Source organism: Halomonas sp. IOP_14 (assembly GCF_021021315.1).
GTDB lineage: Bacteria > Pseudomonadota > Gammaproteobacteria > Pseudomonadales > Halomonadaceae > Vreelandella > Vreelandella titanicae.
In genome coordinates, this window is sequence record NZ_JAINWD010000011.1 from 94,655 (window position 1) to 119,655 (window position 25,001).

The window sequence follows — 25,001 nt, forward strand, 5'->3', positions numbered from 1 at the left end:
CCTATGTTTCAGCTCACTCGCAGTGTTACCTGGCAGGCACTTGAACGCTTGCGCGACAAAACCGCAAACGACCGCATTCGTGACTACTTCACCAATGACCCGCAGCGCTTTGAGAAAATGAGTTTACGGGTGGGCGGTCTGTTTCTCGACTACTCCAAGCACCATGTCTCCGATGAAGTGCTTACCAAGCTGATTGAGCTAGCCGACCACTCCGCACTGGTACAGCGCCGGGCACAGATGTTCTCCGGGGATATTATCAACGTTACGGAAAACCGCCCGGTACTGCATACGGCTCTGCGTCACTTAGGCGATGAGCCGGTATATGTGGACGGCGAAGACGTTATGCCGGAGATAACCCGCACCCGCGAGCAGATCAAGCTGTTCTCGGAAGCGGTGCGCAGCGGTGAATGGAAAGGCTACAACGGCAAACGCATTAAAGATGTGGTCAATATCGGCATTGGTGGCTCGGATCTTGGGCCCAATATGGCGGTTCGCGCACTGCTCAAATACCGCCACCCGGAGCTGCACTTCCACTTCGTTTCCAATGTGGACGGCACCCATATTCAGAAGGTACTTTCGCGCCTCGACCCCGCCACCACGCTGTTTATCGTCTCCACCAAGACCTTCTCTACCCAGGAGACCCTGCTTAACGCCAAAACCGCGCGGCGCTGGTTCCTGGAGAACGCTGGCGAAGACGCCGACGTAGGCGCGCACTTTATTGCCGCCTCCACCAACCGCAAAGCGGCCATGGAGTTCGGCATTCGCGAAGAGAACGTGTTCGAATTCTGGGCTTGGGTGGGCGGCCGTTACTCCATGTGGTCGTCCATCGGGCTGCCGATTGCGCTGTCGATCGGTTTCGAAGGCTTTATCGAACTGCTGGAAGGCGCTCATGAGATGGATAACCATTTCATCAACGCGCCCTTCTCGCAAAACATGCCCGTGCTAATGGCGCTGATTGGTATTTGGTACATCAACTTTATTGGCGCCGAAACTCAAGCCATCGTGCCCTACGACCAGGCGCTGAACCAACTACCCTCTTTCCTGCAGCAGCTGGATATGGAGTCTAACGGTAAATCGGTGGATATTTTCGGTCACCCGGTGAATTACAAAACCGGCCCGATTGTCTGGGGCCAGACCGGCTCCAACGGCCAGCACGCTTTCTTCCAGTTGCTGCACCAGGGCACGCGCTACGTACCTATCGACTTTATTGCCTCACTCAAGCCCGAGCCCGGCGTTGAAGACCACCACTTCGCACTGCTGACTAATATGCTCGCCCAGGCCAACGCCTTTATGGAAGGCAGCCAAGGGGACAGCAAAGAGCTCAGTCAACACGACCCCTACAGCTGCCCCGGCAACCGTCCTTCCAGCACCCTACTGCTGGATGAGCTAACGCCAAAAAACCTGGGGGCACTGATCGCGCTCTACGAGCACAAGGTGTTCGTGCAAGGGGTCATCTGGAACATCAACTCCTTTGACCAGTGGGGCGTGCAGCTTGGCAAGCGCATCGCCGGTGAAATCAGCGAACGCATCGACACCAACGCTGCTGACTTCGACACCTCAACTCAAGGTCTGCTGGAACTGGTTCGCGCTCACTTCCCCAATGGTGGTAGCGGCGAAAAGGAAAGCGCACCGGCCAGTGCCGATAAGAAGCCATCACGGAAGAAGCGTTGAATGGATAGGGTAAATCGATAGAAAACAACGCCGTGGCTTTCTCAAGCCACGGCGTTTCGCAACCCTGGAACCTTCGGTTTGTAATAAATGACTAATTCCAGTAACTCGGTTCCCGTTGTCTAAGCTTTCCCCTTAAGACTCATCCGGAATGAGATCCAACAAATCGGTGACACCAATATCCACACCGGCTTGGGAGAACAAAGTAGATGCCTGCCCGCGGTGGTGGGTTTGGTGATTGAAGAAGTGAACGATCAGGCTTGAGTAGCGCCGTTTTGAGGCCACTCCTTTTATGTTGTGATAACTCAGCGTGGTACTCAAATCGTCGTCTGTCAGCGCCGATACCCAGTTAATAATCACGGTATCGAGCCATTGGCGATGCGCTTTCAATCCCTTCAAGTCATCAAAGAGAATCTGATCAAGGCGATCTGGCGTAGGTAGTGCCACCATTACCTCAAGCGTTCTTGCGGAAGAAGAGGCGTGTGTTGCAAACCGTTTGAGCCAAATCGTGTCGGCTACCGCGATGTGGTTCAGTGTGCCAAAAATCGAGCCGAAGAACGCGCCACGCTCTTCAGCTAGTTCAGAGGCGCTCAGCTTACCGGCGGCATCATAGAGGTTAGTGTTCATCCACTGGTTATAAGTGGCTAACTGTTCGAAGTGTTGTTGAAGTGTCATGAGTTAAGACCCAAAAGCAGCATCTATTTAGAACGTTTGAAATATGGGGGAAGAACAGCATCACCGCCCGCCTGCTACATCAATGAATGACCCCGTTACATAAGAGGCTTCGTCCGAGAGCAACCAAGCGATGGTATTAGCCACTTCTTCAGCGCTACCGCCACGCTGCATAGGAATCTGAGGAGCTAAACGATCAACCCGCCCTGGTTCTCCACCATCGGCATGCATATCAGTGTAGATAAAACCGGGGCGAACGGCGTTAACACGAATCCCCGAGCCAGCAACTTCGCGAGACAACCCCTTGGTTAGGGTATCCATGGCACCTTTCGATGCAGCGTAGTCAACATATTCAAAGGGCGAGCCTGTTTGCGAGGCAAGCGACGAGACATTGACGATTGCACTACCTGCTGGGAAGCGCCTGACGGCTTCTCTAGAGCACAGAAAACAGCTGACCACATTGCTATTAAGCACTTGGTTGAAGCGCTCAAGGTCGATATCGACCAGCTTGGATTGAGTAAACAGTATCCCTGCATTATTAACCAAATGCGTCACCTCGCCCAAGCGCTCCTCTGCTGCATCAAACAGGCGGATAACGTCAGCTTCACTGCTAACATCCGCTTGATAGGCAAACGCTCGACCACCCGCTCGAATAATGCAATCAGCCACATCATCTGCCAGCTCCCTATTAGCAAGATAGTTCACGCACACTGCATAGCCTTTTGCGCCCAGCAATTTTGCGGTGGCCGCTCCGATACCTCGGCTTCCCCCTGTCACGATGACCACTTTCGACATAACGTTTCCTCGCTGACTCTTTAGTCACAAACCCACCTTGCACATTAAACCCACGATAGTTCTTTGGGTAGCGCCCTTTTTGCTGCTGCAAGTTAATTAATTGACTGGCTATTGATTTCTTGCCACCTCACAAATACTGTATATAAAACCATGTCAAAAGAGGTGAACCATGACATCTCTTGGAACACCAAGCTCCTATAAGGGTCGCGGGGCAACATACGACCCACACAATCGTTTTGCGCCTACCCGTAGCGTGGCGGAAGATGACGGTTGGTGGCGGGAAGAGGCCTCTACGACTATCGCTACCGAAGTGCGTGAGGAGGTGAGCAAAAGTGCTTTGTCGTGGAATCACTCACCAGATTTACCTTTTGATCGCTCGCTGAACCCGTATCGCGGCTGTGAGCATGGCTGCGTTTACTGCTATGCCCGCCCTTCTCACGCCTACTGGGACTTATCGCCAGGGCTAGATTTTGAAACCAAGCTGATTGCCCGTAGCGGTTTAGTGGAGCGGTTAACCGAAGAGCTGTGCCACCCTAATTACGTGTGCCGCCCGATCAACCTTTCCGGCAACACCGACTGCTATCAGCCGTTAGAGGCCACCTACCAAACCACCCGCCGTTTGCTGGAGCTGCTACTGGAGTGTCGCCATCCGGTAACGCTGGTGACTAAAAGCACCTTGGTGCTGCGCGATTTAGAGCTTCTGGCGGAAATGGCAGAGCACCGGCTGGTGCGTGTGTTTGTCAGTTTGACCAGCCTGGATGCCCAATTGAAACGCACATTAGAGCCACGGGCGGCATCACCTCAGGCGCGCTTGCGGGCGATTCGTGAACTGAATACAGCAGGCATTCCCGTGGGTGCTTTAATTTCACCGGTTATTCCGGGGCTAACCGATCATGAAATAGAAAAACTCTTGGAAGCCGCCAGCCGTGCAGGAGCGCGAACCGCCGCCTGGATGCTGCTGCGCTTACCCTATGAAGTGGCGCCGCTATTTGAAGCCTGGTTAGAAGCCCACTACCCGGAGCGCGCGGCGAAAGTGATGAGCCTAATGCGTCAGTGCCGTGGCGGTAAGGCGTACGATGCCAAGTTTGGTAAACGCTTTCGCGGTGAAGGGGTATTTGCTGATTTAATTGCGCAACGCTTTGCCCGCGCCAGCCGCCAGTGGAACATGCAGGATCGCACCGAGCAGGGCTTAAACACCCGGGACTTTCGCCCACCACGAGCGCAGCAGGATTTATTCATTTAAGCTAAGCAGCACGCGCATAAAATAGTTGCAAAGGAAGCCGAATGCCCGCTCTTAGCAAAACCAAATCGAGTTTTTACCGCCGCTTATACGTCGCCTATTTGATCGAACAGGGCGCTGCCAGTGTACCTGCGCTAATCGAGGCCACCGGCATGCCACGACGCACCGCCCAGGATACGATCGCCTCCCTTGCCGAGTTGGATATCGAGTGTGTATTTACTAAGGATGACGGCGAGCGCCACAACATTGGTCGCTACCAGATACGTGATTGGGGGGCGATAGATCCACGCTGGGTGGCCACCCACGCCGAGCGGCTTAAACAGGCGCTTGGCTATGCTATTTAGCCATTATCATTAGACTCTGCCCAGGCCAGCCGTGCAGCGTTGAGGGTAACCGTCAGCGAACTTGCCGCCATGGCGAGTACCGCTACTAGCGGGGGGATCGCCATCAGCACTACCAGCCCGAGTGCCAAGGTATTGTAGAGCGCTGAAAAGAACAGATTCTGAACCATGATGCGTCGCGTACGTTTAGCAATACTAAGCAGTTTGACTACCCCACCCATCCCCGGCGTCATTAGCTGTGCGGAAGCCCCTTCGCGGGCGGCTTCGCTGGCATTTAATGGAGCGATGCCAACATCTGCCGCGGCTAGGCTCAAGGTATCGTTTAAGCCATCACCCACGTAGAGCGTTGGCGATGGCAACCCCTGCAAAAGCCGCGCTTTGGCTTCAGGCGAGCGCTGGGCATAGCAAGCTTCTCTTCCAAGCCCCACCCGTTCACCTAACCAACTAACCGCCCCCTCCCGATCACCGCTGATCATTGCCACCACATACCCTGCATCTAGCAGGTGTTTCACGCTTTTTTCAGCATCTTCCACTGGCTGATCAGTAAGATAGAGCGTGGCTAGCCAGCCTGCACCATCAGCTACCATCACTTGAGTAGCAAAGGCCAGCGCTGTGTCCTCCTCGTGGTCTGGCAGCGCTATCTGATGGCGAGAAAGCCAACCGGCGCTGCCTACCATCAGCCATTCACCGTTGCTCAAGCGCACATGGCGCCCTTCCCCAGGCGCTTCGTTTACGTCCACGCATTGCTCGTGATGTTGATCATGTTGGCTGCCCGACCAGCACGCTAACGCTTGTGCCAAGGGGTGTTCGCTGCCAGCAACAGCGGCTCTGAGCTTGCGCTGCAAAGTGTGCTTATCAATGCCCTCCCGGGCCTGCCAGTGCAGCACCGAGTGGCTGCCAGTGGTTAAGGTGCCGGTTTTATCCAGCGCTACCGAGCGAATGTGAGCCAAGGTTTCGAGCGCTGCCGGGTCGCGTAGCGCAACACCCTGCTGCATGGCCTGGCCACTACCGGCAAGACTTGCCAGCGGCACTGCAAGCCCCACGGCACAGGGGCAAGCAACCACTAACACCGACAGTGCGCGCACAAAGGCATCCTCCCAGCCCAACCCAAGTAGCAGCGCAGTGGGCAGCGTTAGCATCGCTAGCACTAGCGCTAGTGGGCTTAGCCATGCGGCAAAACGGTCAGCGAGTTTCTGCAATTCGCCTTTTTTGGCCTGATAGCGGCGCATTTCGTCACACAGCCGATCCAGTCGCCGCTTGCCTACCCCAGCACTCACCTGCATTACCAGCGGCGTTGTCCCCAGGTAGCGGCAGCCCGCGTAGACCTTCTGTCCTGCATTAAAGTAGCGAGGCAGGCTTTCGCCAGTAAGCGAGGCAGTATCGATCCAACCTGGGGCTTCCAGGATCCCATCAAGGGCTATCAACTCACCGGGCGCTAGCTCGACACGCGTTCCCTTTGTCACTTCATCTACAGGAACCGATCCCCAGCGCTCGTTCTGCCAAACCGTTATGTCATCATTAGGAAGCGCCAGGGCATCGAGCGCTTTTAGCCCACGGTGACGGCACAGCGTTTCCACCAGCCGACCAACCAGTAAAAGCACAATAAGCATCACCGCCGTGTCGAAATAGACCTCGTTAGAGCCGCGCCCTAGTAGCCAAACCGAGACCACCACCGCGCCGATAACACCCAGGCTAACTAAAACATCCATGCCGGGGCGCTTGGCGAGCAGCGTTCGCCACCCGGCCCGGTAAAACGGCACGCCTGCGAACAGCACGACAGGTAAGGAGAATGCCCCCGATACCCACGCCACCACCAGTTCAATCCGCTCCGAAGGCAATGCACCCGCATATATCAATAGTGAAGCGAGCATCGTCCACATGCCGAACAGCGAACCGACCATTAACCTCAGCGTCAGGTAGCGGCTCTCCTCTTCTAAACGTCCATGGGCATCTGCCACCGGCTCAAGTTCCGTAAGCCGATAGCCCAAACGTTTAACCTTTGGGGCGAGCGTTGGGAGCTGGACAGCGGCGGGTGTACCGCTGATGCAGAGGGCTGCACTTGGGTAGTGGACGCTAACCTCATGCACGCCTTCGAGCCTCTTAAGCGAGCCCTCCACGGCCAGGGCACAGCTGGTGCACCACATACCGTGGAGGGTATAGAGCTGCTCTTCCTCTTTGTTAAGCGCATCGCTTACAGGCAAGGCGGAATACCAATAATCGGCATTGCAGCAAACACAACGCTTAAGGTAGAGAAAAGATACAGCCCGGCGGAAACAGTGGCATTAAAGCGCAGCCGCCCTTCATGGCGCCTAGCCATGCGGCAACAACCCACTGTTAGCACCGCCAGTAACGCAATCGCCGCGATACTAACCACCAGCAGCATAGCGTTTACCAGGGTGAATACGCCCTGCTCGGGAGCAGGCGGCGCAACTGAGCAGGCTATTGCGTGCCCGCCGTAAACGGCTACGAACCAGATACACCATAGCGTTAAGCCAATGACGAAATGTAAGGGATGGGTAAGATGTAACCGCTGCATCGTGATGGACATTAACTTAGCTCCCTATCACACGCGGCAACACGGCAAGCGCGCCCACGAGTATCCAGAACGTCACCAGGTTATAGCGCCACCACTGGGCAACCACGGCAGGCTCGAAAGGCGCATGGGCACCCACATAGCCATAACCTACCCGCAGGCCCTGAAGCAGGGTCAGCACCGCGCCTAAACCGCCGTGTAGCAGCGCATAGGCCAGCCCGACCATAATGATCGCATCATGGGAGGTATCGGTCACCGCCAAGTCTGCACTCAACAGCACCCAAAGCGTTATCGCAACCTGAACAAAGCCTAGGGCACTGATGCAATACATGCCCACAGCCAGCCCCGCATCCTTACCCTGGCGTAAACCGCGCACCAGTTTTTCGAGAATTCCCACGCCAGCAGTTAGCGCCACCCCGGCAAGGATCAGCCCCACCAAGGAGAGCGGTGAGGTCTCGGGCATTCGCCACTCAGGGGACACCGTCCATAGATAGAACCAGCCAAACAGGTAAGAGAGAAAGAACGAACCATTGGCCAGCAGCGTGATCGACATGGCCCATAAGCCTGGGCCATCCATGGTGCGCGAGTGCAGCGGTGGATCACCGGGGGCTACCTCTGCATCTGGCGCCGCTTTTGGATGCGCACCATTCTCCCAAGACCAGCGCAGTAGAAATAGTCCGGCCACGACAACGGCGATACCAGCCAGCGGGTATAGCCGCGTCAGCAGGCTTAAACACACCACGGCCAGCGCCATTGCGGCGAACAGCGGCCACCAGGAGTTACCCGGCAGATGAATGATTTCACGCACTTTGCCCGTTAATGGGTCGGTGCCCCACATCTCCCGCCGGCCATGGGTAGCCACCGCCAGGCTATGTTGCCCTTCTGCCATGGTGCGCGGTAGATCAGGGTCATCCCATAGGGGGTGGCGCGTCTCGATCTTTGGCAAGCTGACAAAGTTATAGGCGCTGGGTGGCATACTGTTGGCCCACTCCAGGGTATCCGCGTTCCAGGGATTGTGCTTAGCGGGTTTGCCGAAACGGAAGTGTAGAGCAAAATCCAGCAGCACCATGGCGATCCCCGCCGACATAATAAAGCTACTCATGGATGACAGCAGGTTGAAAATATCCCAGCCCATGCCCGTTTCATAAGAGTAGACCCGCCGCGGCATCCCCAAAAGGCCAGTCCAGTGCATGATCAAGAAGGTGCCGTTAAAGCCCAAAAAGGTGAGCCAAAAGCCCCATTTGCCCAGTGTTTCAGAAGGCATGCGCCCTGAAAACAGCGGCAGCCAGTAGTAGAGCCCGGCAATCAGTGGGAAGAACATGCCCCCCACCAACACATAGTGCATATGCGCTACGACAAAGTGGGTATCGTGCACCTGCCAGTTAAAGGGCACCAACGCCAGCATTACCCCAGTCAAACCTCCACACACGAAGATAATCAGAAAGCCCATGATCCATAGCATTGGAAGCTTCATCTTGGGCTTACCCAGCCATAGCGTAGCCAGCCAGACAAACACCTGAATCGCGGTAGGTACTGCCACCAGCATACTGGCCGCGGAGAAGAATGCTTGAGCCAGTTGCGGAATACCCACGGTAAACATGTGGTGAACCCATAGTCCGAAACTGATAAAGCCTGTCACGGTAATGGCGAAGACCACCCAGCCGTAACCAACGATCGGACGGCCAGCAAACACTGGTATCAGCGTGGAGACAATGCCCGCCGCAGGCAGGAAAATGATGTAAACCTCGGGATGGCCGAACAGCCAAAATAGGTGCTGCCATAGAATCGGATCACCGCCACCGGTCACTTCAAAAAAGGGCATCCCCACTGCGCGCTCAAGCTCCAGTAGAATACTGCCCAGAATCAGCGGCGGGAAACCGACCACGATCATCAGCGCCATGGCAAGGATATACCAGGCAAACAGCGGCATTTTGTGCAGCGCCATGCCCTGAGTGCGTGTACGCAGTATCGAGACCACCAATTCGACCCCGGCAGACAGCGCGGAGATCTCAACGAAGGTGATCCCTAACAGCCAGAAATCTGAGCCCAAACCCGGTGAATACTCGCTGCCACTAAGCGGGGTATACATAAACCAGCCGCTATTAGGCGCCATCTCCAGAATCAAACTAAACGATAGGATGATACCGCCAAACAGATAGCACCAGTAACCCAGGGATGTTAGCCGTGGGCAGACCAGATCTCGGGCGCCGATCATCTTGGGAATCATATAAATCGCCAGCCCTTCCAGCATGGGAATGGCGAACAGAAACATCATCACCGTGCCATGCATGGTGGTGACTTGGCTATAGATATCCGGCGACATAAAGTCTTGATCAGGGAGCGCCAGCTGGGTGCGCACCAGCATGGCTAACAGCCCGCCGAGCAAGAAGAACGCCATCCCGGTCACCATAAAGCGCAGGCCGAGAGTGGTGTGATTCACAATGGTGAGGGCTTTTAAGCCACGCGGATTGCCCCAGATATCGTGCAAGTCACTGTGCAACTGGTTGGGGACTGCGATGTTATCGCCTTCTGGGGTCGCTTCACGGTTAATGGTGGTCATGGGGTTAGCGTCTCCAGCCAAGCCCCCAGGGACGCCAAGGTGGCCGTCTCAATATCATCGTGGGGCGGCATTTTGTTGCCCGGTTTTAAGCGTTGGTGGTGCTTAAGCCAGTGGGTAACTGCGCCCTCCTTCATGGCTATTATCCCTGCCCCTAGGCTAGTCCGACTGCCAAGATCAGAAAGATCCGGCCCCTCCTCCCCAGAGGATAGTCCCGCTACCCGGTGGCAGCTCGCGCAATGGGTCATAAATGACTCCCTGGCAGGCTCATGCTGCTGATCGTTTGCAGCTAGCGACGATAATGCTTCCGTTTGACGGGCGGCCAGCCAAGCGTCGTACTCGTCACGCCCGACGGCTTCCACATAGAGTTGCATCTGGGCATGTTGGGCGCCGCAGAACTCTGCGCACTGAGCACCAAATACCGCCGGTTCGTCCGCTTCCAAGCGTATTTTGTTCACTCGCCCTGGGATCATATCGATCTTGCCGCCCAGGCGAGGCACCCAGAAAGCGTGAATAACGTCCGCACCAGTAACGTGAAAATCGACTGGCTCACCAGCGGGCATGATGAGCTGATTTGAAGTCACCACCTCTCCCCCTTCTGCGCCGGGGTAGCGCACTTCCCACCACCACTGGTGGCCAATCACTTCAATTACCTCCGGCGGTTCTGCCAGGGGCAACGGTAAAAGCCGCTGGCCGGTGGGCACACCAAAGGCCAGTAGTGCGGTAATGCTGGCCACCGGCAGCACAATGCCACCGCCAATAATCCAGCGACGCGCTATTTTTCGCTCCTCGGCAGGCGTACGTACAACCTCCTTGCGCTTGAAGGTATACAGCCAAAAAGCAGTCACCAGCACCAATACCACAGTGCCAAAACTCAGCATTACCCACCAAATCATCGCCACGTCTCGCGCGGCTTGGCCTGCCGGGTCTAGAATAGACTTATCCCCCGCGCAACCGGCTAATAGCAGGCCGACTAACAGCGCTAGCGGTGTGTCAAGTGAGTTGACCCGCTGCTTGGTTAAGCGTTGAATTATCAGCCTCATCCCTTGAATTCCTTTTTCTGCCCACAGGAAGTGATCATGGCAAAGCCTCGCCAGCGCTCGATTAAAAGCCACGCATCTCTCGCCGGCCATCCGCTTCATCCCGTGATGATTCACTTTCCCGTCGCAGCCCTGATGGCGCTGGTGGCAAGCGATATCGGTTTCCTGCTTAGCGGCGACCCATTCTGGTTGCGCGCCAGCTTGTGGCTGGCCGGTGTCGGCGCATTTGGCGGTTGGATTGCCAGCACGGCAGGCATTATTGACCTGGTCACTGTGCCGCGCATTCGCCGCCTGATTACCGGCTGGAGCCACGCTATCGTCGCGGTGGTGATGCTCTCGTTGGCGTCGCTGAACTGGCTGCTGCGCTTCAACGACCCGAGCGCGATTTTGCCTTGGGGGCTGGCCGTATCGCTGCTCACCGCCGCGTTGATCGCTTTGGCAGGCTGGCTGGGTGGGCAGTTGGTGTATGAGCACGCCGTGGGGGTCGACGTTGAGGATTAAAACTAAGCTGTTAAAAGACACGGCGTTAGCTCCAATCCAGTGGCTTAGCTAACACAAGCCCCAGCACACCTATAATGCCCGCTAACGCAACACATAGCGCCGTCCAGTTGGCGGGTTTTACCCAGCGGTAGTGGCCCATCTCAAGGCGCAAGATTAACCAGCCAAAGCTGCCATGAGCGGCGACCATGGCCACCACGGCACCCAGCTTTAAGATCAGCCAGCCGCCCAACACACCATGGATGAGAAATAGCAGCGTGCCCGAGGCAATAGCGACTAAAGCGGCCGGGGTAGCGACTGAGTTATAAAAAAACCGCGGCATGGGCGGTGTGCCCTGAGCGAAGCCCGCGTCTTTGCGAAGCTGCAGTGCCTGGCTAAGCAAGGCGGGCAGATAAAGCAGTGAGCCGCACCAGATCACTAGCGCGGCAATGTGAAGCAGTTTAAGCCAAGGCATCGGGGCTTCCTTGCGTTGCGTAAGGCGGGGGCAGATCACCCCTAACCTTAGTCAAAGCACCCCTTTATGGCTAGCCGTTCAACTTACCTGGATCTCATAACCAGTGAATTTGCGGAGATTAATGACCCCACTATCAAGGATCAAATACTGCCCTTTGACGCCTTGCAGCACGCCTTCGACCAGCGGCTGTTTATCAAAGTTATGCGACACCACTTTTTTGGGAAAAACGCTGACGGGGTAGTGAAAATGTTGCGCTGGCTGTTCCAACAAGCGAATGGCGTCCGCACCATGGGTTTCGCGCAGTTGGTGCAACCCATCGGCTAGCAGGGTTAGCAAACGGTCACGCTCGGCACTTAAATCCATGGTTTCGACGTCGCCCTTGAGCATCGCACGCCAATTGGTGCGGTCGGCCACCTGCTCTTTAAACAGAATTTCGACAAAACCGGACTGCTGACGAGTATCCACTTCAAGAATCGGCAGCGCCTGGATCGCGCCTTGATCCAGCCAGCGGGTAGGCATTTGGGTTTTGCGAGTGATGCCGACTTTAAGCCCCGACGAGTTAGCCAAATAGACGATATGGGGCTGGAAGCAGTGCCGCTCGCCCCACTCCGGCTCACGGCAAGTGCCTTGGAAAAAGTGGCAGGTTTCCGGCTTCATAATGCAGGTATCGCACTGGGCTAGCCGCTTGAAGCAGGGGTAACAGTGGCCTTGGGCAAAGCTCTTCTTGGTTGCTCGCCCGCAGTGGGTACAGGCAATTGCTCCCGTCCACCGCAAACTAAGCGGCTCACCGATACGCTCGTTAAGCGCAACACGGTGCTCACCCGCGCGTAAGTGGTAAACCACCGGCTGATCTTGGCGGCCAGGTAGCGCTGCCGCCATTTTGCTTAAACAGCCCTGTACTGAAAAGCCCGGTACTGCCGCTTCAATCACGCGTGGCATCCCGTGCCAAACCCGCCATTTCAGGCGTTACGCCAGCACCGCTAGCCGCTGCACCGCAGGTACGCTGCTCTAAATACCCTACGCGACTCTCTTCCGGCACGTTGTTCTCCACCTCAAAGCGCATGACGGCTTCCAAGCAGAGTTCGGTCTGTTCCGGCGTTAAGCGGCGACCGTCGGGCCATTTGCGCAGCGATACCGCCTGTTTAAGGCTTTCGTAAATCGCTGGGGTCATCTGGTTGATCATTTTTTCGAACGTCATTTCGCTCATTGCAGGCCTCTTAACGGTTTTTCAAACGGCGGGATGAATAATACCAGCCTGTGACAAGCCCCACGAGTAGACCGCCCAAATGTGCTTCATTAGCGACATTGCCAAAACCAACGCTGCCCGCCATATCAGTCATGGTGAACACCATCCAGCCGAGCATAAAGACCACCAGCATTTGCGGTACAAAGAAGCCGCTTTGGGGCACCCTGCGTGACATCAACCAAACGTGAGCCAGTAAGGCATATACCACCCCGGACATGCCACCGAATAGCACGGTGCCGGTCGCGTACTGCGCCACATTCGCGCCAACGCCCGCCACAATCAACAGCAGTAACATGGTACGGCTGCCTTGGAGTGCTTCAATCTGACGTCCGAAGTACCACACCCACATCAGGTTAAATATTAAATGCATCCAGCCAAAGTGCAGAAAAGCAGGCGATAAAAAGCGCCATACTTGTCCTGACGTAAGCGTTTGAGACAGATTACCGAAGACCAGCTCACCCCCTGAAATACCTATCGGCACGATGGTTAGAGTGACAATCAACTGGTCACCAAAAACACCTATCAGGGCAAATACCACCAGACTAATGACAATCATCAGCGCCGTTACCGGCACTTGCTTTAGCGATGCCAAGAAGTTGGTCATGGTGCGCGGGCGCTGAGCAGCCTGATGAAGCACCAGGGGTTCGCCCCGCTGCCAGCGCTCTAGCAGTGCTTTAAGTTCGCCAAGCTGGCGTGGGTCGGCTATCCATAGCAGTTGGCCGTCCGCTTCATCGGTAATGCGGTGACCAATGCGGTGGCGCCAGAGTGCTTGGCGAAGTTCACTGGTATCCGCGTGATCGGGCAGAAGCATCACTGGATGCATGACATCCCTCTAATCAAAGCGCTTGCGGCATGCTGACCGCAGCGGGTAGCTATTGAAGACAACTACTGAATGAACCACACGGTTGCCAACAAACAGGCAAAAAAAACCGGCGGTGGGAACCGCCGGAGAATAAAAGCAAGGGATCATTCAAGGGAACACTTACTCAGATGGCCGGCGGCAGGGTTAGTTCAGCCGTTTTGAAAAAAATATGTAATTTTATGTAATAAAAAGAAACAACTGTTAATCAAAGTCGATTTCCCAGGGTTTGGGCAGCGCCCTTTCCTCTTTTGGTACCTTAATCCACACAAAATGGTCGGCATTTAATACTCTCTCACCACTCCAGCGATAAGCCACTAAACGCCCATATTTCACGGCACTGTAATCTAGGCAGGCAATATTATGTGTCGGCAGTGCCGGTATGCCTTCACACCAGTAGTGGCCGATAAACAACGGCGGCTGCTCTGGCCCGTAGTAGCTAAGTTTCTGGCGCTCTTCGTGGGTCAATGCGCGCGTTTCAAGGTCGCCGGGCAAGTTATCCGGTTGAAAGACGACATCACCCCACTGCTGAGGTGCCTGGGCCCAAAAGTGGGCGCGAAAGCTTTGTCTTGTAAAGCCATCGCCAGAGTGTATCGCAATACCTTTGGGTAGTGAGACATGAGGGCCCCGGGTGAGGCGGTCTAAAATTCGAAACGCCTGGGTTTTGGAGTTGGTGGACTCAATCAGAAACTGTGTGTCCATGCAGTAATCAGGGCGGCGCTGTTTCAGCTCTTCAATCAGCGCCTCATCCCAGCAGGCATGCACCACGCGGATACCATCGATTTCCAAGCACAAAGGGATGGTTTTAAACCACGCCAGGGTGTCTTCCCACTCGTTGGTGTAGTCGCGATACTGCTCTAGGGTGTCCTGAATAATACGATTATGCCGCGGCGTATGTTCGCGCAACCAGCGTTTGTGGCTACCTGCAGGCCCAGGATGGGTATACGCCAGGGCGTTATACTCGTGATTGCCCATGACGATATACGCTTCGCCCTGCTCGACCATTCGCCGGGCAATGGTCACTGCCAGGCGAATTCTCGGGCCACGATCAATCAAATCACCGAGGAAAATCACTTTGCGACGCGGGTGGCGATAGACGCCGTTGCGCTGGTGGTAACCCAATTTTTCCAGTAGTGAGGCCAGCGTAGCACCGCAGCCGTGGACATCGCCAATGAGGTCGTATCCCTCCATACTCAATCCCCCAACCGATGGCTCCAGCCTAATTTGCTGCGCAGCACTTCGTAAAAATTATGCCCGATGGGGTGCACCAGCTGGATACGCTCAGGCTTGCGGGTAATCACCAGCACATCGTTGGGCTTGGCTACCGCGCGAGTTTGTCCATCGCAGCTGATATGCGGGTAGGACTGGTTGGTTTCGCCAATGTGAATACGTATTTCACTAGCGGCATCAATCACAATGGGGCGACTCGACAGCGTATGAGGAAACATCGGCACCAGCGTCACAACATCCAGTTTGGGGTGCATGATCGGCCCGCCGCCAGAGAGCGCGTAGGCCGTCGAACCGGTGGGAGTGGCAACGATCAAGCCATCGCTGCGCTGGCTATACACAAACTGACCATCGATAAACAGCTCAAACTCTATCATGCGCACCGCTTTACCAGGGTGCAGCACGACTTCGTTCAAGGCATCGCCATTACCCACGGCCACGCCATTACGGTAGAGCACAGTATCGAGTAAAAAACGCTGTTCAACCTCAAACTCCCCCGCCAGCACTTCACTGACGCGGGTTTCCAACTCATCTGGGGAGATATCGGTAAGAAACCCCAGGCGGCCCCGATTAACGCCTAAAATCAGCGTACCGCTGCGGCATAGCGCACGCGCCGCGCCCAATAGACTGCCATCGCCCCCTACCACAATCACCAAGTCACACAGCTCGCCCAGCATGCGGCGGCTGGCTTCCGGCTGACCATGGTGCGGTATGACAGTAGCGGTGCGATCTTCCACTAATACCGAGTAGTCATGGGCGACCAGGTAGGTTACCAACCGCTGAAGGGAGTCGACCACTTTGTCACTCCCCAGCCGACCAATCAGCCCAATAGTTTTAAAGGTTCTGCTTGATTGATCGCTGGAGGGCGCTGACTTAGCGTCTGCTGATAAGGTGTTGCTCATGGGCCGACTCTCGCTAACATAAGTCGCCATTATGGGGACACCTCAGCTATCGGGCAAATAGGCTTAGCTAACGGCTACCTGACGACGCTGGCACCACCAGTGATTGAGCCATAGGGAGGCGGCCATGATAAGTGCCCCCAACAGCAAACGCGGAATATCCGCATCGCGGTTCCAAATCACTAGATTGACGATTAGCCCCGCCGGCACCAGCGCATTATTCATAATCGCTAAAGTGCCTGCATCTACTTTGGTGGCGCCCTGGTTCCAGGCAAAATAGCCCACGCCAGAAGCCACTAGCCCCAACCATGCGAGCACGCCCCACTGTAGTGACGTGGTAGGCAGTGCTGCGCTGTTACCAAAGAGTAAATAAGCAGGCAGGGCCACGACCATCGCGCCAATAAAGAACCAACCAAACACGTTGTGCCACGCCAGGGTAGGTGGCAAATCAGCGGCTAAACGGCGATAGCCTACCTGACCAAGCGCGAAACAGAGGTTGGCCCCCTGCACAACTAAAAAGCCTGCCCAGAAACCGCTATCAACGCCGTCATAGCGAATCACCCCCGCCCCAACGACGGCGAGCAGTGCAGTCACGATATAAATCGGCGTAAAACGCCCAAACAGCAGATCATCCAGTAGCGCGATATAAATAGGCGTGAAGATAGTAAACAGCAGCACTTCAGGTACCGACAGCAGCAGAAAGGATTGATAGAAGAAGGTGTACATTACTCCCAGCTGTATAGCACCTAAGCCCATAAGCGCCAGCCGGTGCTTACCCCGCAGAAGGCTGGGTCTTAAAAAAGGCAGGAAGACCAGGGTAGCAAGCGTTACCCGCAAAAGTACTGCAAAGTAGCTGTCGACCTGGCCCGCCAAGTAAACGCCTATCAGCGAAAATGAGAACGCCCATAGCGCCGTGACGCCTATCAAATAACCCATCGTAAACCCCGACTTGTAAATTAGTTTACCGGGATTATACGCACCTGGATCAGGCTGCCAAGTAGTTAACGTCTGCAAGGGTCTTTAGTTAACGCTGCTGCAACCACCAAAAAGCATACACGACACCGGGCAGCCAGCCCGCTAGGGTTAGCAACACAGCTACCCCTACTCGCTTACGATCACCATCAGTTAGCCCTACCGCCAGCGGCGGCAATAGTAACGCAAGAGCATAGTAGGCGAATCTTAACGCTCCAGGCTCCGGGACAGTTTGTTCCGCTTGCTCTAAGGGCGTCGCTTTAGGCGGCGTAGCTTTGGCAGACGCGGCTTCGGCAGGCGCTGGATCAACGTTAGGCGTCGGAGTGAAGTGCTCCACTGAGCTGGAGGCTGGTTCAGCCGCGGCCTTAGCTGCCCGCTCCTGGGCAAGTCGGTGGGCTTCTTTATCAATTTTTTGCTCTAGGGTTTCAGCCCCTTCTGCCAGGTCATCGTGATAACGCTCCCAATCCTCCCAGTCGTGAGGCGTCCCCGATTTTGGCCGCTGGTGACCGGAACCCCGCGCACGCTCCCAGGCCTTCTCTTCCAAGGTATTTGGCCGGTCAGGGTCGCGGTCGAGCCCTACCCCTTTGCGGTTTAAGTACTCACGTGCATCCATGAGTAGCTCCTTATTTCGTTAACTTGCAGGTCATTTGAGCAGTTAGAAAATTAACAGCTTAGAAAATTCAGTACTTATAGCGTTGAAAAAACACGGCTTGCAGTTAGAACACAGCGGCTTAAATCGCCTACAGTGAAAGTGTTGAAGCTACTTTAGCACTTAGCGACGACTTATCAGTTCGCATAATTTGCGATACCCGATTTGCCATAGCGCTGAATACGATGAGCGAGGAGCGCCCACCATGAATAGAGCAACCCCTAGCATCGTCCGCGATATCATGTCCCGTGATTGCTACCGCGTTTCACCCAACGCCTCGATAACAACCTTGGCCAAGGGGCTGGCACTGCATCGCCTGCCTGGCGCACCGGTTGTGGATGAGAGTGATCGTTTAATCGGCTTTATTTCGGAGCAGGATGTCATGGGACGTGTGCTGGACAGCATTTATCATGACGATGAAGCGCCCCTGGTGAAAGAGATGATGCGCCACGAAGTGCTCAGCGTCTCTCCCAATAAAAGCATTACCGACCTAGCCCAGGAGATGCTAGGCCCTAAACCCAAAGTCTACCCAGTAGTGGAACAGCAGCGTCTAATAGGAATTGTGACACGACGTGATATCCTGGTAGCGCTGCTGGCTATACGTCGCCACTAGCAGAGTGCTTAACGGTTTCAAATCAGGTGTCGAAGAACAGTTGAGCTTTAGACAAAAAAAAGCCGCTACTCAAGAAGTAGCGGAAGCAAGGGATCAAAACAAAGAGCCAGGACAACAACTTTAGCGACTGCTATCGCGATGTTGCCTGTACATACTCAGACACGCTATGAAGTAAAAGTTCGCAAAAAAGTAAAATTTCCGACCCGAGCGGCGCCAAGCGTATAATAACGTAGCTATTTATTAACGGATGACGCCCAGGAGCAGAGCGAATGGCGCTGTATTTATTAGTGTTTGGAGTCTGCTTACTCGTGATTGGTGCGGTAATGCTGGTGCTGATGACGTCAAGCACCCCACGTTACCGTACTGAGCCTAAAGATTTACTGGCGCTGTTTGATAAAGCGCTCAGCAGCCAAGTGAGCGAAACCGAGTGGAACGCGATAATCGGTTACCCTATTCGGCACAACGAGTACTTGGACGGCATCAGGCGCCGTGCCGCACACCTGATGGAACAGCACGGCCGCCGTTGGATGGTTGCCCAGGGCAAGCCGTTGCTCAATCAAGAGGGACAGGCAGAGCTTCAGGCCCTTCGCGACCATTTATCCGCCCACACTGCCCTTCGCCAGCAGTAGCTGTTGTGTTTTGAAGGCGTATTGCGGTTCAGGAGACCTAATGCAATTCAGGAGAACTGCATGCCCAGTACCATTCGACAAATACCGCTAGCTAGCGCTACACATCACCACACACATGATTTTCATCAGATTGTGATTACGCTATGCGGCTCTTCAGAATTTGAAATTGAAGGCTTGGGTGGGCGAGTAAATGCATTCTCGGGCTGTATCGTGCCCGCTAACCACGAGCACTACTACTCAGGTTACGGCCATAACCGGCAGTTAATTTTCGATCTTCCCGAAGACGCCCCTGCGCTAACCGGTGAGAACCGCGAACTGGTAGCACTATTCGATGCCCCACGCTTTTTTGGCCTGGATAACGCACTACGCCACTACCTAGCGTTTATGCAGAGCGAACTTGCTCAAGGGTTGGATACATCGACAAACTCCTTTCAGCAAGACCGTTTAGCCGCCACGCTTTTGGGTTCACTAAAAGCGCGCCTAGGTACTACCGCCAACAGTACGCAGCAGCGCTTGGATTTGACGCGTATTAACCGTTTTATTCGTCAACATCTCGCTGAAGAGCTCCGCGTCGCTGATCTAGCGCGGCTCGCCTGTCTAAGCGAAGCGCATTTTTCCGACTGCTTCCGCGCTCAAACGGGGCTTTCGCCCTGGCAGTACGTCAAGCGCCAACGTCTACATGCGGCCCGTCAACTGATCCTGCAAAGCCGCTTGCCCCTCACCGATATTGCGATTCAAACCGGCTTTGCCAACCAAAGCGCGCTCTCTCATGCATTTCGCCGCAGTTACGGATTATCGCCGCGGAAATTACGCCAGGCAGATGTACCACCGATCTCGATTAACCCATCAAACGCTGCTTTAGGGTCAGTAGCAGGCCAGTAAAAACTCTACTAAAGTCGTATAAAGGCTACTCTTGCCGCGGAATTGACACGTTTTGCCCTGAAATCAACATACACCAAAGGTAGCTGCACTCTACATTCGCTTATTTGCTTGGGCGAAATGCCCTGTTACCCATTTGTTCTGTTCAGACTTTCGGGGGCTTCAATGCTCAATGCCAACCACATGCGTGACCCTGCCATCTGGCAAACCGATCTCGACACCCTCATGGCGCGCGTTAGCGACCACTACCTAGTGGACGAAAATAGTTACGTCAGTGAACTGATCGAGGTGCTGAATGCCAACCGCGAAGATTTCGCCCGCATTGAAGCCAATACCGCTGCGCTGGTTGAGGACGTCCGTAAGATGGACACGGCTGTCGATACCATCGACGAACTGTTACAGCAGTACAGCCTGGATACCCATGAAGGCCTGATGCTGATGTGCCTTGCGGAAGCTATGCTGCGCATCCCCGATAAAGCCACCGCCGACGCCTTGATCGAGGACAAACTCGGCCCCGCCGATTGGCAGTCTCACCTAGGTAAGAGCGAATCCTGGATGGTCAATGCCTCTACCTGGGGCTTATTGATGACTGGACGTGTGCTGAAAATGGATCACCCTAAGGAGGGTCAGCCCGCCAGCTTTATTAATCGCATGGTCAATCGCATGGGCGAGCCGGTTATTCGCCGCGCCATGTACGAAGCGATGAAGATCATGGGCAAGCAGTTTGTGCTGGGCCGCGATATCAATGAAGCCCTCAAGCGCTCCAAGCCACTGTTCAATAAAGGCTACACCTACTCTTACGATATGCTGGGTGAAGCTGCGCGCACCCAGGACGACGCGCAGCGCTATTTTGACGACTACGCACGCGCGATCGAACAAGTGGGAAAAACTTGCAAAACCTTAAGCGATAAGACCCCGGCGCCGTCGGTCTCCATCAAGCTCTCTGCGCTCCACCCCCGTTATGAGTTTGGCCGCCGCGAGCAGGTGCTAGCCGAGCTGGTCGACACCGTTATCAAGCTAGTGAGCAAGGCGCGCGAGCTGGATGTGGCCGTTACGATTGACGCTGAAGAGGTTGATCGCCTTGAGATTTCCCTAGAGGTCTTCCGCGCGGTTTACGAAAGCGCAGCCGCCAAAGGCTGGGGGCACTTTGGCTTGGTCGTCCAGGCTTACTCCAAGCGCGCCCTGCCGGTGCTGCACTACATCAATCGTTTGGCCGACCAGCAGGGGGATGAGATTCCGCTACGCTTGGTCAAAGGCGCCTATTGGGATACTGAAATCAAAGAGTCCCAGCAGCTCGGGGTTGACGGCTACCCAGTGTTTACCCGTAAAGCGGGCACCGATGTTGCCTACCTCGCCTGTGCACAGTTCCTGCTTTCTAACGATACCCGTGGGCGTATTTTCCCGCAGTTCGCGACCCACAACGCTCACACGGTGACGACGATTCTGGAGTTCGCCAACCGCGACAGCCGTCCGTTCGAATTTCAACGCCTACACGGCATGGGTGAAGCCCTTTATGACGCCGCGCTTGAGCGCGCACCGAAAGGCACCTACTGCCGCATTTATGCCCCGGTGGGAGCACATAAAGACCTACTGCCCTACCTGGTTCGTCGCCTGCTTGAGAACGGTGCCAACTCATCGTTTGTTCACCAGTTGGTCGACCCGGATGTACCGGTCAAGTCGCTGTGTCAGCACCCGGTTGAGACCCTGCGTCAGCAGAAAAACCTGGCCAATGCGAACATTCCATTGCCCAAGGATATTTACGGCCCTAAACGACGCAACTCTCGCGGGGTCAACCTGAACATTCGCAGCCACTACTACCCGCTGATGGAGAAGATGGCCGCGTTTATGGACAAGCAGTACCCGGCCAAGCCGCTGCTGGCCTTTGATGTTGCCGATGACACGGCTAATACCCATAGCGTCACCAGCCCTTATGACCGCCGCAAAACCGTGGGCAGCGTGCAGTGGACTAGCAAAGAGCAGGCAACCAAGGCCCTGGATGCTGCCTGGGCCGCCTTCCCCCGCTGGGATGCTACGCCCGTGGCTGAACGTGCCGCTATCGTGCGTCGCCTGGGCGATTTGATGGAAGAGCATATGGCGGAACTAATGGCACTCTGCTCCCGGGAAGGTGGCAAGCTACTTACCGATGGCGTCGATGAGATCAGAGAAGCCGTCGACTTCTGCCGCTTCTATGCCATGCGCGCAGAAGAGGACTTTGGCGAAGCGATTGTGCTGCCCGGCCCCACCGGCGAATCCAACCGCTTGATGATGGGCGGCAAAGGCGTATTCGCGGCGATTAGCCCCTGGAACTTTCCAGTGGCAATTTTCTGTGGCCAGGTAGTGGCCGCGGCAGTGGCGGGCAACACCGTACTGGCCAAACCGGCGGAGCAGACCTCCATTATTGCCCACCGGGTCATAGAGCTGCTCTACGAAGCCGGTATGCCCCGGGATGTGGTTCAGCTACTGCCCGGCGATGGCCCGACGGTAGGCAGCGTGTTGACCTCCGACTCGCGGATTACCGGCGTGGTCTTTACGGGTGGCACTGACACCGCACAAATTATCAACCGCGCCCTGGCGGCAAGGGAGAACGCCCCGCTGCCCACGTTAATCGCCGAAACCGGCGGCATGAACGCCATGATTGTCGACTCCACTGCCCTGCCCGAGCAGGTCGTGGTGGATGTGGTTCAGTCAGCCTTCCAGAGCGCCGGCCAGCGCTGTTCGGCACTGCGCGTACTGTATCTGCAAGACGATGTTGCCGACCGAGTGATCGAGATTCTCAAAGGCGCCATGAACGAGCTACACATTGGCGACCCCCGCGAACTGGGAACCGATGTTGGTCCTGTCATCGACGAAGACGCCCGCAAAGGCCTGCTGGAGCATATCGAAAAACTTAAGGCTGAAAATCGCCTTGTCGCTGAAACGCCAATGGCCGCTGAGCATACCCAGGAGGGTACTTTCGTGGCCCCCATCGCTTTCATTATCGACAGCATCGATGCGCTGACCCGCGAGCAGTTCGGGCCAATCCTGCATATCGTGCGCTACAAATCTAGCCAGCTTGATAAGGTCATCAACGACATCAACGGTCGCAACTACGGCCTGACGTTTGGCGTGCACAGCCGCAACGAATCGTTTGCCGCTGAAGTCGCCCAGAAAATGCGCGTGGGTAACGTGTACATCAACCGTAATATCATCGGTGCAGTGGTGGGCGTGCAGCCGTTTGGTGGTCAAGGCCTTTCAGGCACTGGCCCAAAAGCCGGTGGCCCTCACTATCTGCAGCGCTTTGTCACCGAGAAAACGATTACGAATAACACCGCCGCCTTAGGCGGGAATGCGTCGCTGTTGGCGCTAGGCGATGAGTGAGCTACTCATCAACATCACTAACCTGAACTCCTGAACAGGAAACTATCTCATGGTCGAAAATAATATAGGGATCGTTACATACAAAGGCACCACAGACCTTTCTGTCTTCATCTATAGCGGGCTCACCAGGGCCAATAACATGGATATGAAAAGGGGCTAACAACAACAAGACTGCGCCACTACCGTACTCTTCTCGGTATGCGCACTAACCTGTCGGAGCTAGCTCCGTCCTGAATAATTGGAGAAGTTACATGGCTATAGGTGTTTGGATCAGTCTCATTGCGTACTTTGCGCTAATGGTTGCCATCGGTATTTATGCGATGCGCAAATCCACCTCTTCCTCTGAAGATTACATGCTGGGTGGTCGTACCCTCAGCCCAAAAGTAGCGGCCCTGTCGGCCGGTGCGTCAGATATGAGCGGCTGGTTGCTGCTGGGCTTGCCCGGTGCAATGTTCGTCTCGGGTTTAGGCTCGGCGTGGATCGGTATTGGTTTGCTCGTGGGGGCGTTATTCAACTGGATTCTAGTCGCCCCTCGTCTACGTGAACAGACGGTTCACTACGGCAACGCGATCACCATTCCGGCTTTCCTGGCAAACCGCTTCCCAACGCGGTCAATGTCACTGCGGACAGTCTCCGCTGTCGTCATCGTGATCTTTTTCGCAGTCTATACCGCGTCAGGCCTAGTGGCAGGCGGCAAGCTGTTTGAAAGCGCGTTTACTGGCATTTACAACTTCGGCGATATGAGCAACTACGCCATGGGGGTCATGATCACCCTGGGCGTGGTGCTTATTTATACGGTTGTCGGCGGCTTCCTGGCAGTGAGCATGACGGACTTCGTGCAAGGCTGCATCATGATGCTAGCGTTGGTGATCATGCCAGCGGTGGTGCTGTTTGGCGAAGGTGGCGGCGGCTTATCGCAGGCAACACAGACCCTGAATGAAGTCGATCCCACCCTGCTTTCCTGGACGTCGGGGCTGACCTTCATCGGGTGGCTGTCGGCTGTGACCTGGGGCCTGGGTTATTTCGGTCAGCCGCACATCATTGTGCGCTTCATGGCGATCCGCACACTCAAGGATGTGCCCATTGCCCGCAACATTGGCATGGGCTGGATGCTCATCTCGCTGATTGGTGCCGTTTCTTTGGGCATCTTCGGCCGGGCCTATGCGATCCGCAACGGTATTGATGTCCAAGATCCGGAAACGATCTTTATCATCCTGGCAGACCTACTGTTCCATCCGTTGATTACCGGCTTCCTCTATGCGGCGTTGCTTGCAGCGGTTATGAGCACCGTTTCAAGCCAGCTTCTGGTGGCCTCTTCGTCACTAACCGAAGACTTCTATCGCCTGTTCCTGCACAAGAACGCAACGGAAGCGCAGTGTGTCGCCGTAGGCCGTGTCTGTGTAGTACTTGTGGGCATTGTGGCAGCGGTTATTGCCTCTGACGAAAACTCCCAGGTTCTGGGGCTGGTCAGTAACGCTTGGGCAGGCTTCGGCGCCGCGTTTGGCCCGTTGATTATCTTGTCGTTGATGTGGTCACGCACCAATGGCAATGGCGCCATCGCAGGCATGGTCGTGGGTGCTCTCACCGTTATGATCTGGATCTCACTGGGCTGGAACGGTGAATTCCTGGGTGGTCCTGGCGTGTACGAGATTATTCCTGGCTTCATCGCGTCCTTCATCGCCATCATCGTAGTCAGCAATGCGACTGACGATGCCGGTGAATATCAGCATATCGAACGCAAGTAAGCGCTCAGCCACATTGAGCGTATCAAGAGGGCTCCCGCGGGAGCCCTCTTTAGGTTAGTTATTTTGTGTTGACTGCAAAAAGTATGACTACACCCTAACCGACGCAGCAACGCCTTAGTGTCGGCTAG

At 55.4% G+C, this 25,001-nt stretch carries 23 protein-coding genes; 9 read left to right on the forward strand and 14 right to left on the reverse strand.

Annotated features, from left to right (window positions below):
- The first annotated feature begins 3 nt into the window (after positions 1–3).
- Entirely contained in the window at positions 4–1,671 is a 1,668-nt protein-coding gene (gene pgi / locus K7H09_RS10930; RefSeq protein WP_009287092.1) for a glucose-6-phosphate isomerase, read from the forward strand.
- Positions 1,672–1,803: 132 nt separating this feature from the next.
- On the opposite strand, the gene K7H09_RS10935 is transcribed toward pgi, so the two are convergent.
- Positions 1,804–2,343 carry a DinB family protein gene (locus tag K7H09_RS10935; RefSeq protein ID WP_041158637.1) on the reverse strand — a complete coding sequence of 180 codons (540 nt, stop codon included), beginning with the start codon at positions 2,341–2,343 and terminating at the stop codon, positions 1,804–1,806.
- 60 nt (positions 2,344–2,403) lie between these two features.
- Positions 2,404–3,135, reverse strand: coding sequence for an SDR family oxidoreductase (locus K7H09_RS10940; RefSeq protein ID WP_041158638.1), 732 nt, complete (start codon positions 3,133–3,135; stop codon positions 2,404–2,406).
- A 169-nt stretch (positions 3,136–3,304) separates the two neighbouring features.
- On the opposite strand from K7H09_RS10940, the gene K7H09_RS10945 reads away from it, so the two are divergent.
- Entirely contained in the window at positions 3,305–4,378 is a 1,074-nt protein-coding gene (locus K7H09_RS10945) for a PA0069 family radical SAM protein (protein ID WP_230804631.1), read from the forward strand.
- Between the two features lie 41 nt (positions 4,379–4,419).
- Positions 4,420–4,719, forward strand: a complete 300-nt coding sequence (locus tag K7H09_RS10950; protein WP_230804633.1) for a winged helix-turn-helix domain-containing protein — start codon at positions 4,420–4,422, stop codon at positions 4,717–4,719.
- Here the strand turns inward: K7H09_RS10950 and K7H09_RS10955 are convergent.
- Genes K7H09_RS10955 through coxB form a run of 4 tightly spaced genes read right to left on the reverse strand, consistent with a single transcriptional unit; the run spans position 4,716 to position 10,849 of the window.
- Positions 4,716–6,860, reverse strand: a complete 2,145-nt coding sequence (locus K7H09_RS10955; RefSeq protein WP_141441535.1) for a heavy metal translocating P-type ATPase — start codon at positions 6,858–6,860, stop codon at positions 4,716–4,718. The genes K7H09_RS10950 and K7H09_RS10955 overlap by 4 nt on opposite strands.
- A 47-nt stretch (positions 6,861–6,907) precedes the next feature.
- Positions 6,908–7,264 (reverse strand): hypothetical protein, encoded by a 357-nt coding sequence (locus K7H09_RS10960; protein ID WP_051051983.1) that lies wholly within the window; start codon positions 7,262–7,264, stop codon positions 6,908–6,910.
- A 4-nt stretch (positions 7,265–7,268) separates the two neighbouring features.
- A complete protein-coding gene (gene ctaD, locus K7H09_RS10965) occupies positions 7,269–9,809 on the reverse strand; it encodes a cytochrome c oxidase subunit I (RefSeq protein WP_141440918.1) in 2,541 nt (846 codons plus the stop codon).
- Positions 9,806–10,849, reverse strand: a complete 1,044-nt coding sequence (gene coxB, locus K7H09_RS10970; protein ID WP_041158643.1) for a cytochrome c oxidase subunit II — start codon at positions 10,847–10,849, stop codon at positions 9,806–9,808. Before coxB ends, ctaD begins: the two co-directional genes overlap by 4 nt.
- A 36-nt stretch (positions 10,850–10,885) precedes the next feature.
- Here coxB and K7H09_RS10975 point away from each other — a divergent pair, with 36 nt between their 5' ends.
- Positions 10,886–11,347 (forward strand): DUF2231 domain-containing protein, encoded by a 462-nt coding sequence (locus K7H09_RS10975; RefSeq protein WP_022522999.1) that lies wholly within the window; start codon positions 10,886–10,888, stop codon positions 11,345–11,347.
- Positions 11,348–11,372: 25 nt separating this feature from the next.
- Here K7H09_RS10975 and K7H09_RS10980 read toward each other — a convergent pair whose 3' ends face one another.
- The 8 genes from K7H09_RS10980 to K7H09_RS11015 all read right to left on the reverse strand — a co-directional run bounded on the left by K7H09_RS10980 (position 11,373) and on the right by K7H09_RS11015 (position 17,614).
- Positions 11,373–11,798 carry a CopD family protein gene (locus K7H09_RS10980; RefSeq protein ID WP_022522998.1) on the reverse strand — a complete coding sequence of 142 codons (426 nt, stop codon included), beginning with the start codon at positions 11,796–11,798 and terminating at the stop codon, positions 11,373–11,375.
- Positions 11,799–11,876: 78 nt separating this feature from the next.
- Entirely contained in the window at positions 11,877–12,737 is an 861-nt protein-coding gene (locus K7H09_RS10985) for a DUF2797 domain-containing protein (protein WP_052475638.1), read from the reverse strand.
- The gene (locus K7H09_RS10990) at positions 12,721–13,005 is read right to left on the reverse strand and encodes a YeaC family protein (RefSeq protein WP_022522996.1); all 285 of its coding nucleotides are present in this window, start codon (positions 13,003–13,005) and stop codon (positions 12,721–12,723) included. The genes K7H09_RS10985 and K7H09_RS10990 overlap by 17 nt, the downstream gene beginning before the upstream one ends.
- Positions 13,006–13,015: 10 nt before the next feature.
- Positions 13,016–13,867: a rhomboid family intramembrane serine protease gene (locus tag K7H09_RS10995; protein ID WP_009287098.1), complete on the reverse strand. Its 852-nt coding sequence runs from the start codon at positions 13,865–13,867 to the stop codon at positions 13,016–13,018.
- A 240-nt stretch (positions 13,868–14,107) separates the two neighbouring features.
- Complete coding sequence (locus K7H09_RS11000) at positions 14,108–15,094, reverse strand: metallophosphoesterase (protein WP_027958679.1); 987 nt, start codon at positions 15,092–15,094, stop codon at positions 14,108–14,110.
- Between the two features lie 2 nt (positions 15,095–15,096).
- Positions 15,097–16,032 (reverse strand): NAD(+) kinase, encoded by a 936-nt coding sequence (locus K7H09_RS11005; RefSeq protein WP_039859209.1) that lies wholly within the window; start codon positions 16,030–16,032, stop codon positions 15,097–15,099.
- Between the two features lie 63 nt (positions 16,033–16,095).
- Positions 16,096–16,965: a carboxylate/amino acid/amine transporter gene (locus tag K7H09_RS11010; RefSeq protein WP_022522995.1), complete on the reverse strand. Its 870-nt coding sequence runs from the start codon at positions 16,963–16,965 to the stop codon at positions 16,096–16,098.
- Positions 16,966–17,053: 88 nt separating this feature from the next.
- Positions 17,054–17,614, reverse strand: coding sequence for a YqaE/Pmp3 family membrane protein (locus K7H09_RS11015; protein WP_041158644.1), 561 nt, complete (start codon positions 17,612–17,614; stop codon positions 17,054–17,056).
- 241 nt (positions 17,615–17,855) lie between these two features.
- On the opposite strand from K7H09_RS11015, the gene K7H09_RS11020 reads away from it, so the two are divergent.
- The 5 genes from K7H09_RS11020 to putP all read left to right on the forward strand — a co-directional run bounded on the left by K7H09_RS11020 (position 17,856) and on the right by putP (position 24,873).
- Positions 17,856–18,263: a CBS domain-containing protein gene (locus K7H09_RS11020; RefSeq protein ID WP_022522993.1), complete on the forward strand. Its 408-nt coding sequence runs from the start codon at positions 17,856–17,858 to the stop codon at positions 18,261–18,263.
- A gap of 269 nt (positions 18,264–18,532) precedes the next feature.
- Positions 18,533–18,892, forward strand: a complete 360-nt coding sequence (locus tag K7H09_RS11025) for a hypothetical protein (RefSeq protein WP_022522992.1) — start codon at positions 18,533–18,535, stop codon at positions 18,890–18,892.
- Between the two features lie 60 nt (positions 18,893–18,952).
- Positions 18,953–19,774, forward strand: coding sequence for an AraC family transcriptional regulator (locus tag K7H09_RS11030; protein ID WP_041158645.1), 822 nt, complete (start codon positions 18,953–18,955; stop codon positions 19,772–19,774).
- Between the two features lie 162 nt (positions 19,775–19,936).
- The gene (putA, locus tag K7H09_RS11035; protein ID WP_230804635.1) at positions 19,937–23,128 is read left to right on the forward strand and encodes a bifunctional proline dehydrogenase/L-glutamate gamma-semialdehyde dehydrogenase PutA; all 3,192 of its coding nucleotides are present in this window, start codon (positions 19,937–19,939) and stop codon (positions 23,126–23,128) included.
- 251 nt (positions 23,129–23,379) lie between these two features.
- Entirely contained in the window at positions 23,380–24,873 is a 1,494-nt protein-coding gene (gene putP / locus K7H09_RS11040) for a sodium/proline symporter PutP (protein WP_009287104.1), read from the forward strand.
- Positions 24,874–25,001 lie beyond the last annotated feature (128 nt).

What these genes read in the sequence shown, in the direction of transcription:
- pgi (WP_009287092.1), top strand. Translation starts at nt 4, where the DNA reads ATGTTTCAGCTCACTCGCAGTGTTACCTGGCAGGCACTTGAACGCTTG.
- K7H09_RS10935 (WP_041158637.1), bottom strand. Translation starts at nt 2,343, where the DNA reads ATGACACTTCAACAACACTTCGAACAGTTAGCCACTTATAACCAGTGG.
- K7H09_RS10940 (WP_041158638.1), bottom strand. Translation starts at nt 3,135, where the DNA reads ATGTCGAAAGTGGTCATCGTGACAGGGGGAAGCCGAGGTATCGGAGCG.
- K7H09_RS10945 (WP_230804631.1), top strand. Translation starts at nt 3,305, where the DNA reads ATGACATCTCTTGGAACACCAAGCTCCTATAAGGGTCGCGGGGCAACA.
- K7H09_RS10950 (WP_230804633.1), top strand. Translation starts at nt 4,420, where the DNA reads ATGCCCGCTCTTAGCAAAACCAAATCGAGTTTTTACCGCCGCTTATAC.
- K7H09_RS10955 (WP_141441535.1), bottom strand. Translation starts at nt 6,860, where the DNA reads ATGTGGTGCACCAGCTGTGCCCTGGCCGTGGAGGGCTCGCTTAAGAGG.
- K7H09_RS10960 (WP_051051983.1), bottom strand. Translation starts at nt 7,264, where the DNA reads ATGTCCATCACGATGCAGCGGTTACATCTTACCCATCCCTTACATTTC.
- ctaD (WP_141440918.1), bottom strand. Translation starts at nt 9,809, where the DNA reads ATGACCACCATTAACCGTGAAGCGACCCCAGAAGGCGATAACATCGCA.
- coxB (WP_041158643.1), bottom strand. Translation starts at nt 10,849, where the DNA reads ATGAGGCTGATAATTCAACGCTTAACCAAGCAGCGGGTCAACTCACTT.
- K7H09_RS10975 (WP_022522999.1), top strand. Translation starts at nt 10,886, where the DNA reads ATGGCAAAGCCTCGCCAGCGCTCGATTAAAAGCCACGCATCTCTCGCC.
- K7H09_RS10980 (WP_022522998.1), bottom strand. Translation starts at nt 11,798, where the DNA reads ATGCCTTGGCTTAAACTGCTTCACATTGCCGCGCTAGTGATCTGGTGC.
- K7H09_RS10985 (WP_052475638.1), bottom strand. Translation starts at nt 12,737, where the DNA reads ATGCCACGCGTGATTGAAGCGGCAGTACCGGGCTTTTCAGTACAGGGC.
- K7H09_RS10990 (WP_022522996.1), bottom strand. Translation starts at nt 13,005, where the DNA reads ATGAGCGAAATGACGTTCGAAAAAATGATCAACCAGATGACCCCAGCG.
- K7H09_RS10995 (WP_009287098.1), bottom strand. Translation starts at nt 13,867, where the DNA reads ATGCATCCAGTGATGCTTCTGCCCGATCACGCGGATACCAGTGAACTT.
- K7H09_RS11000 (WP_027958679.1), bottom strand. Translation starts at nt 15,094, where the DNA reads ATGGAGGGATACGACCTCATTGGCGATGTCCACGGCTGCGGTGCTACG.
- K7H09_RS11005 (WP_039859209.1), bottom strand. Translation starts at nt 16,032, where the DNA reads ATGAGCAACACCTTATCAGCAGACGCTAAGTCAGCGCCCTCCAGCGAT.
- K7H09_RS11010 (WP_022522995.1), bottom strand. Translation starts at nt 16,965, where the DNA reads ATGGGTTATTTGATAGGCGTCACGGCGCTATGGGCGTTCTCATTTTCG.
- K7H09_RS11015 (WP_041158644.1), bottom strand. Translation starts at nt 17,614, where the DNA reads ATGGATGCACGTGAGTACTTAAACCGCAAAGGGGTAGGGCTCGACCGC.
- K7H09_RS11020 (WP_022522993.1), top strand. Translation starts at nt 17,856, where the DNA reads ATGAATAGAGCAACCCCTAGCATCGTCCGCGATATCATGTCCCGTGAT.
- K7H09_RS11025 (WP_022522992.1), top strand. Translation starts at nt 18,533, where the DNA reads ATGGCGCTGTATTTATTAGTGTTTGGAGTCTGCTTACTCGTGATTGGT.
- K7H09_RS11030 (WP_041158645.1), top strand. Translation starts at nt 18,953, where the DNA reads ATGCCCAGTACCATTCGACAAATACCGCTAGCTAGCGCTACACATCAC.
- putA (WP_230804635.1), top strand. Translation starts at nt 19,937, where the DNA reads ATGCTCAATGCCAACCACATGCGTGACCCTGCCATCTGGCAAACCGAT.
- putP (WP_009287104.1), top strand. Translation starts at nt 23,380, where the DNA reads ATGGCTATAGGTGTTTGGATCAGTCTCATTGCGTACTTTGCGCTAATG.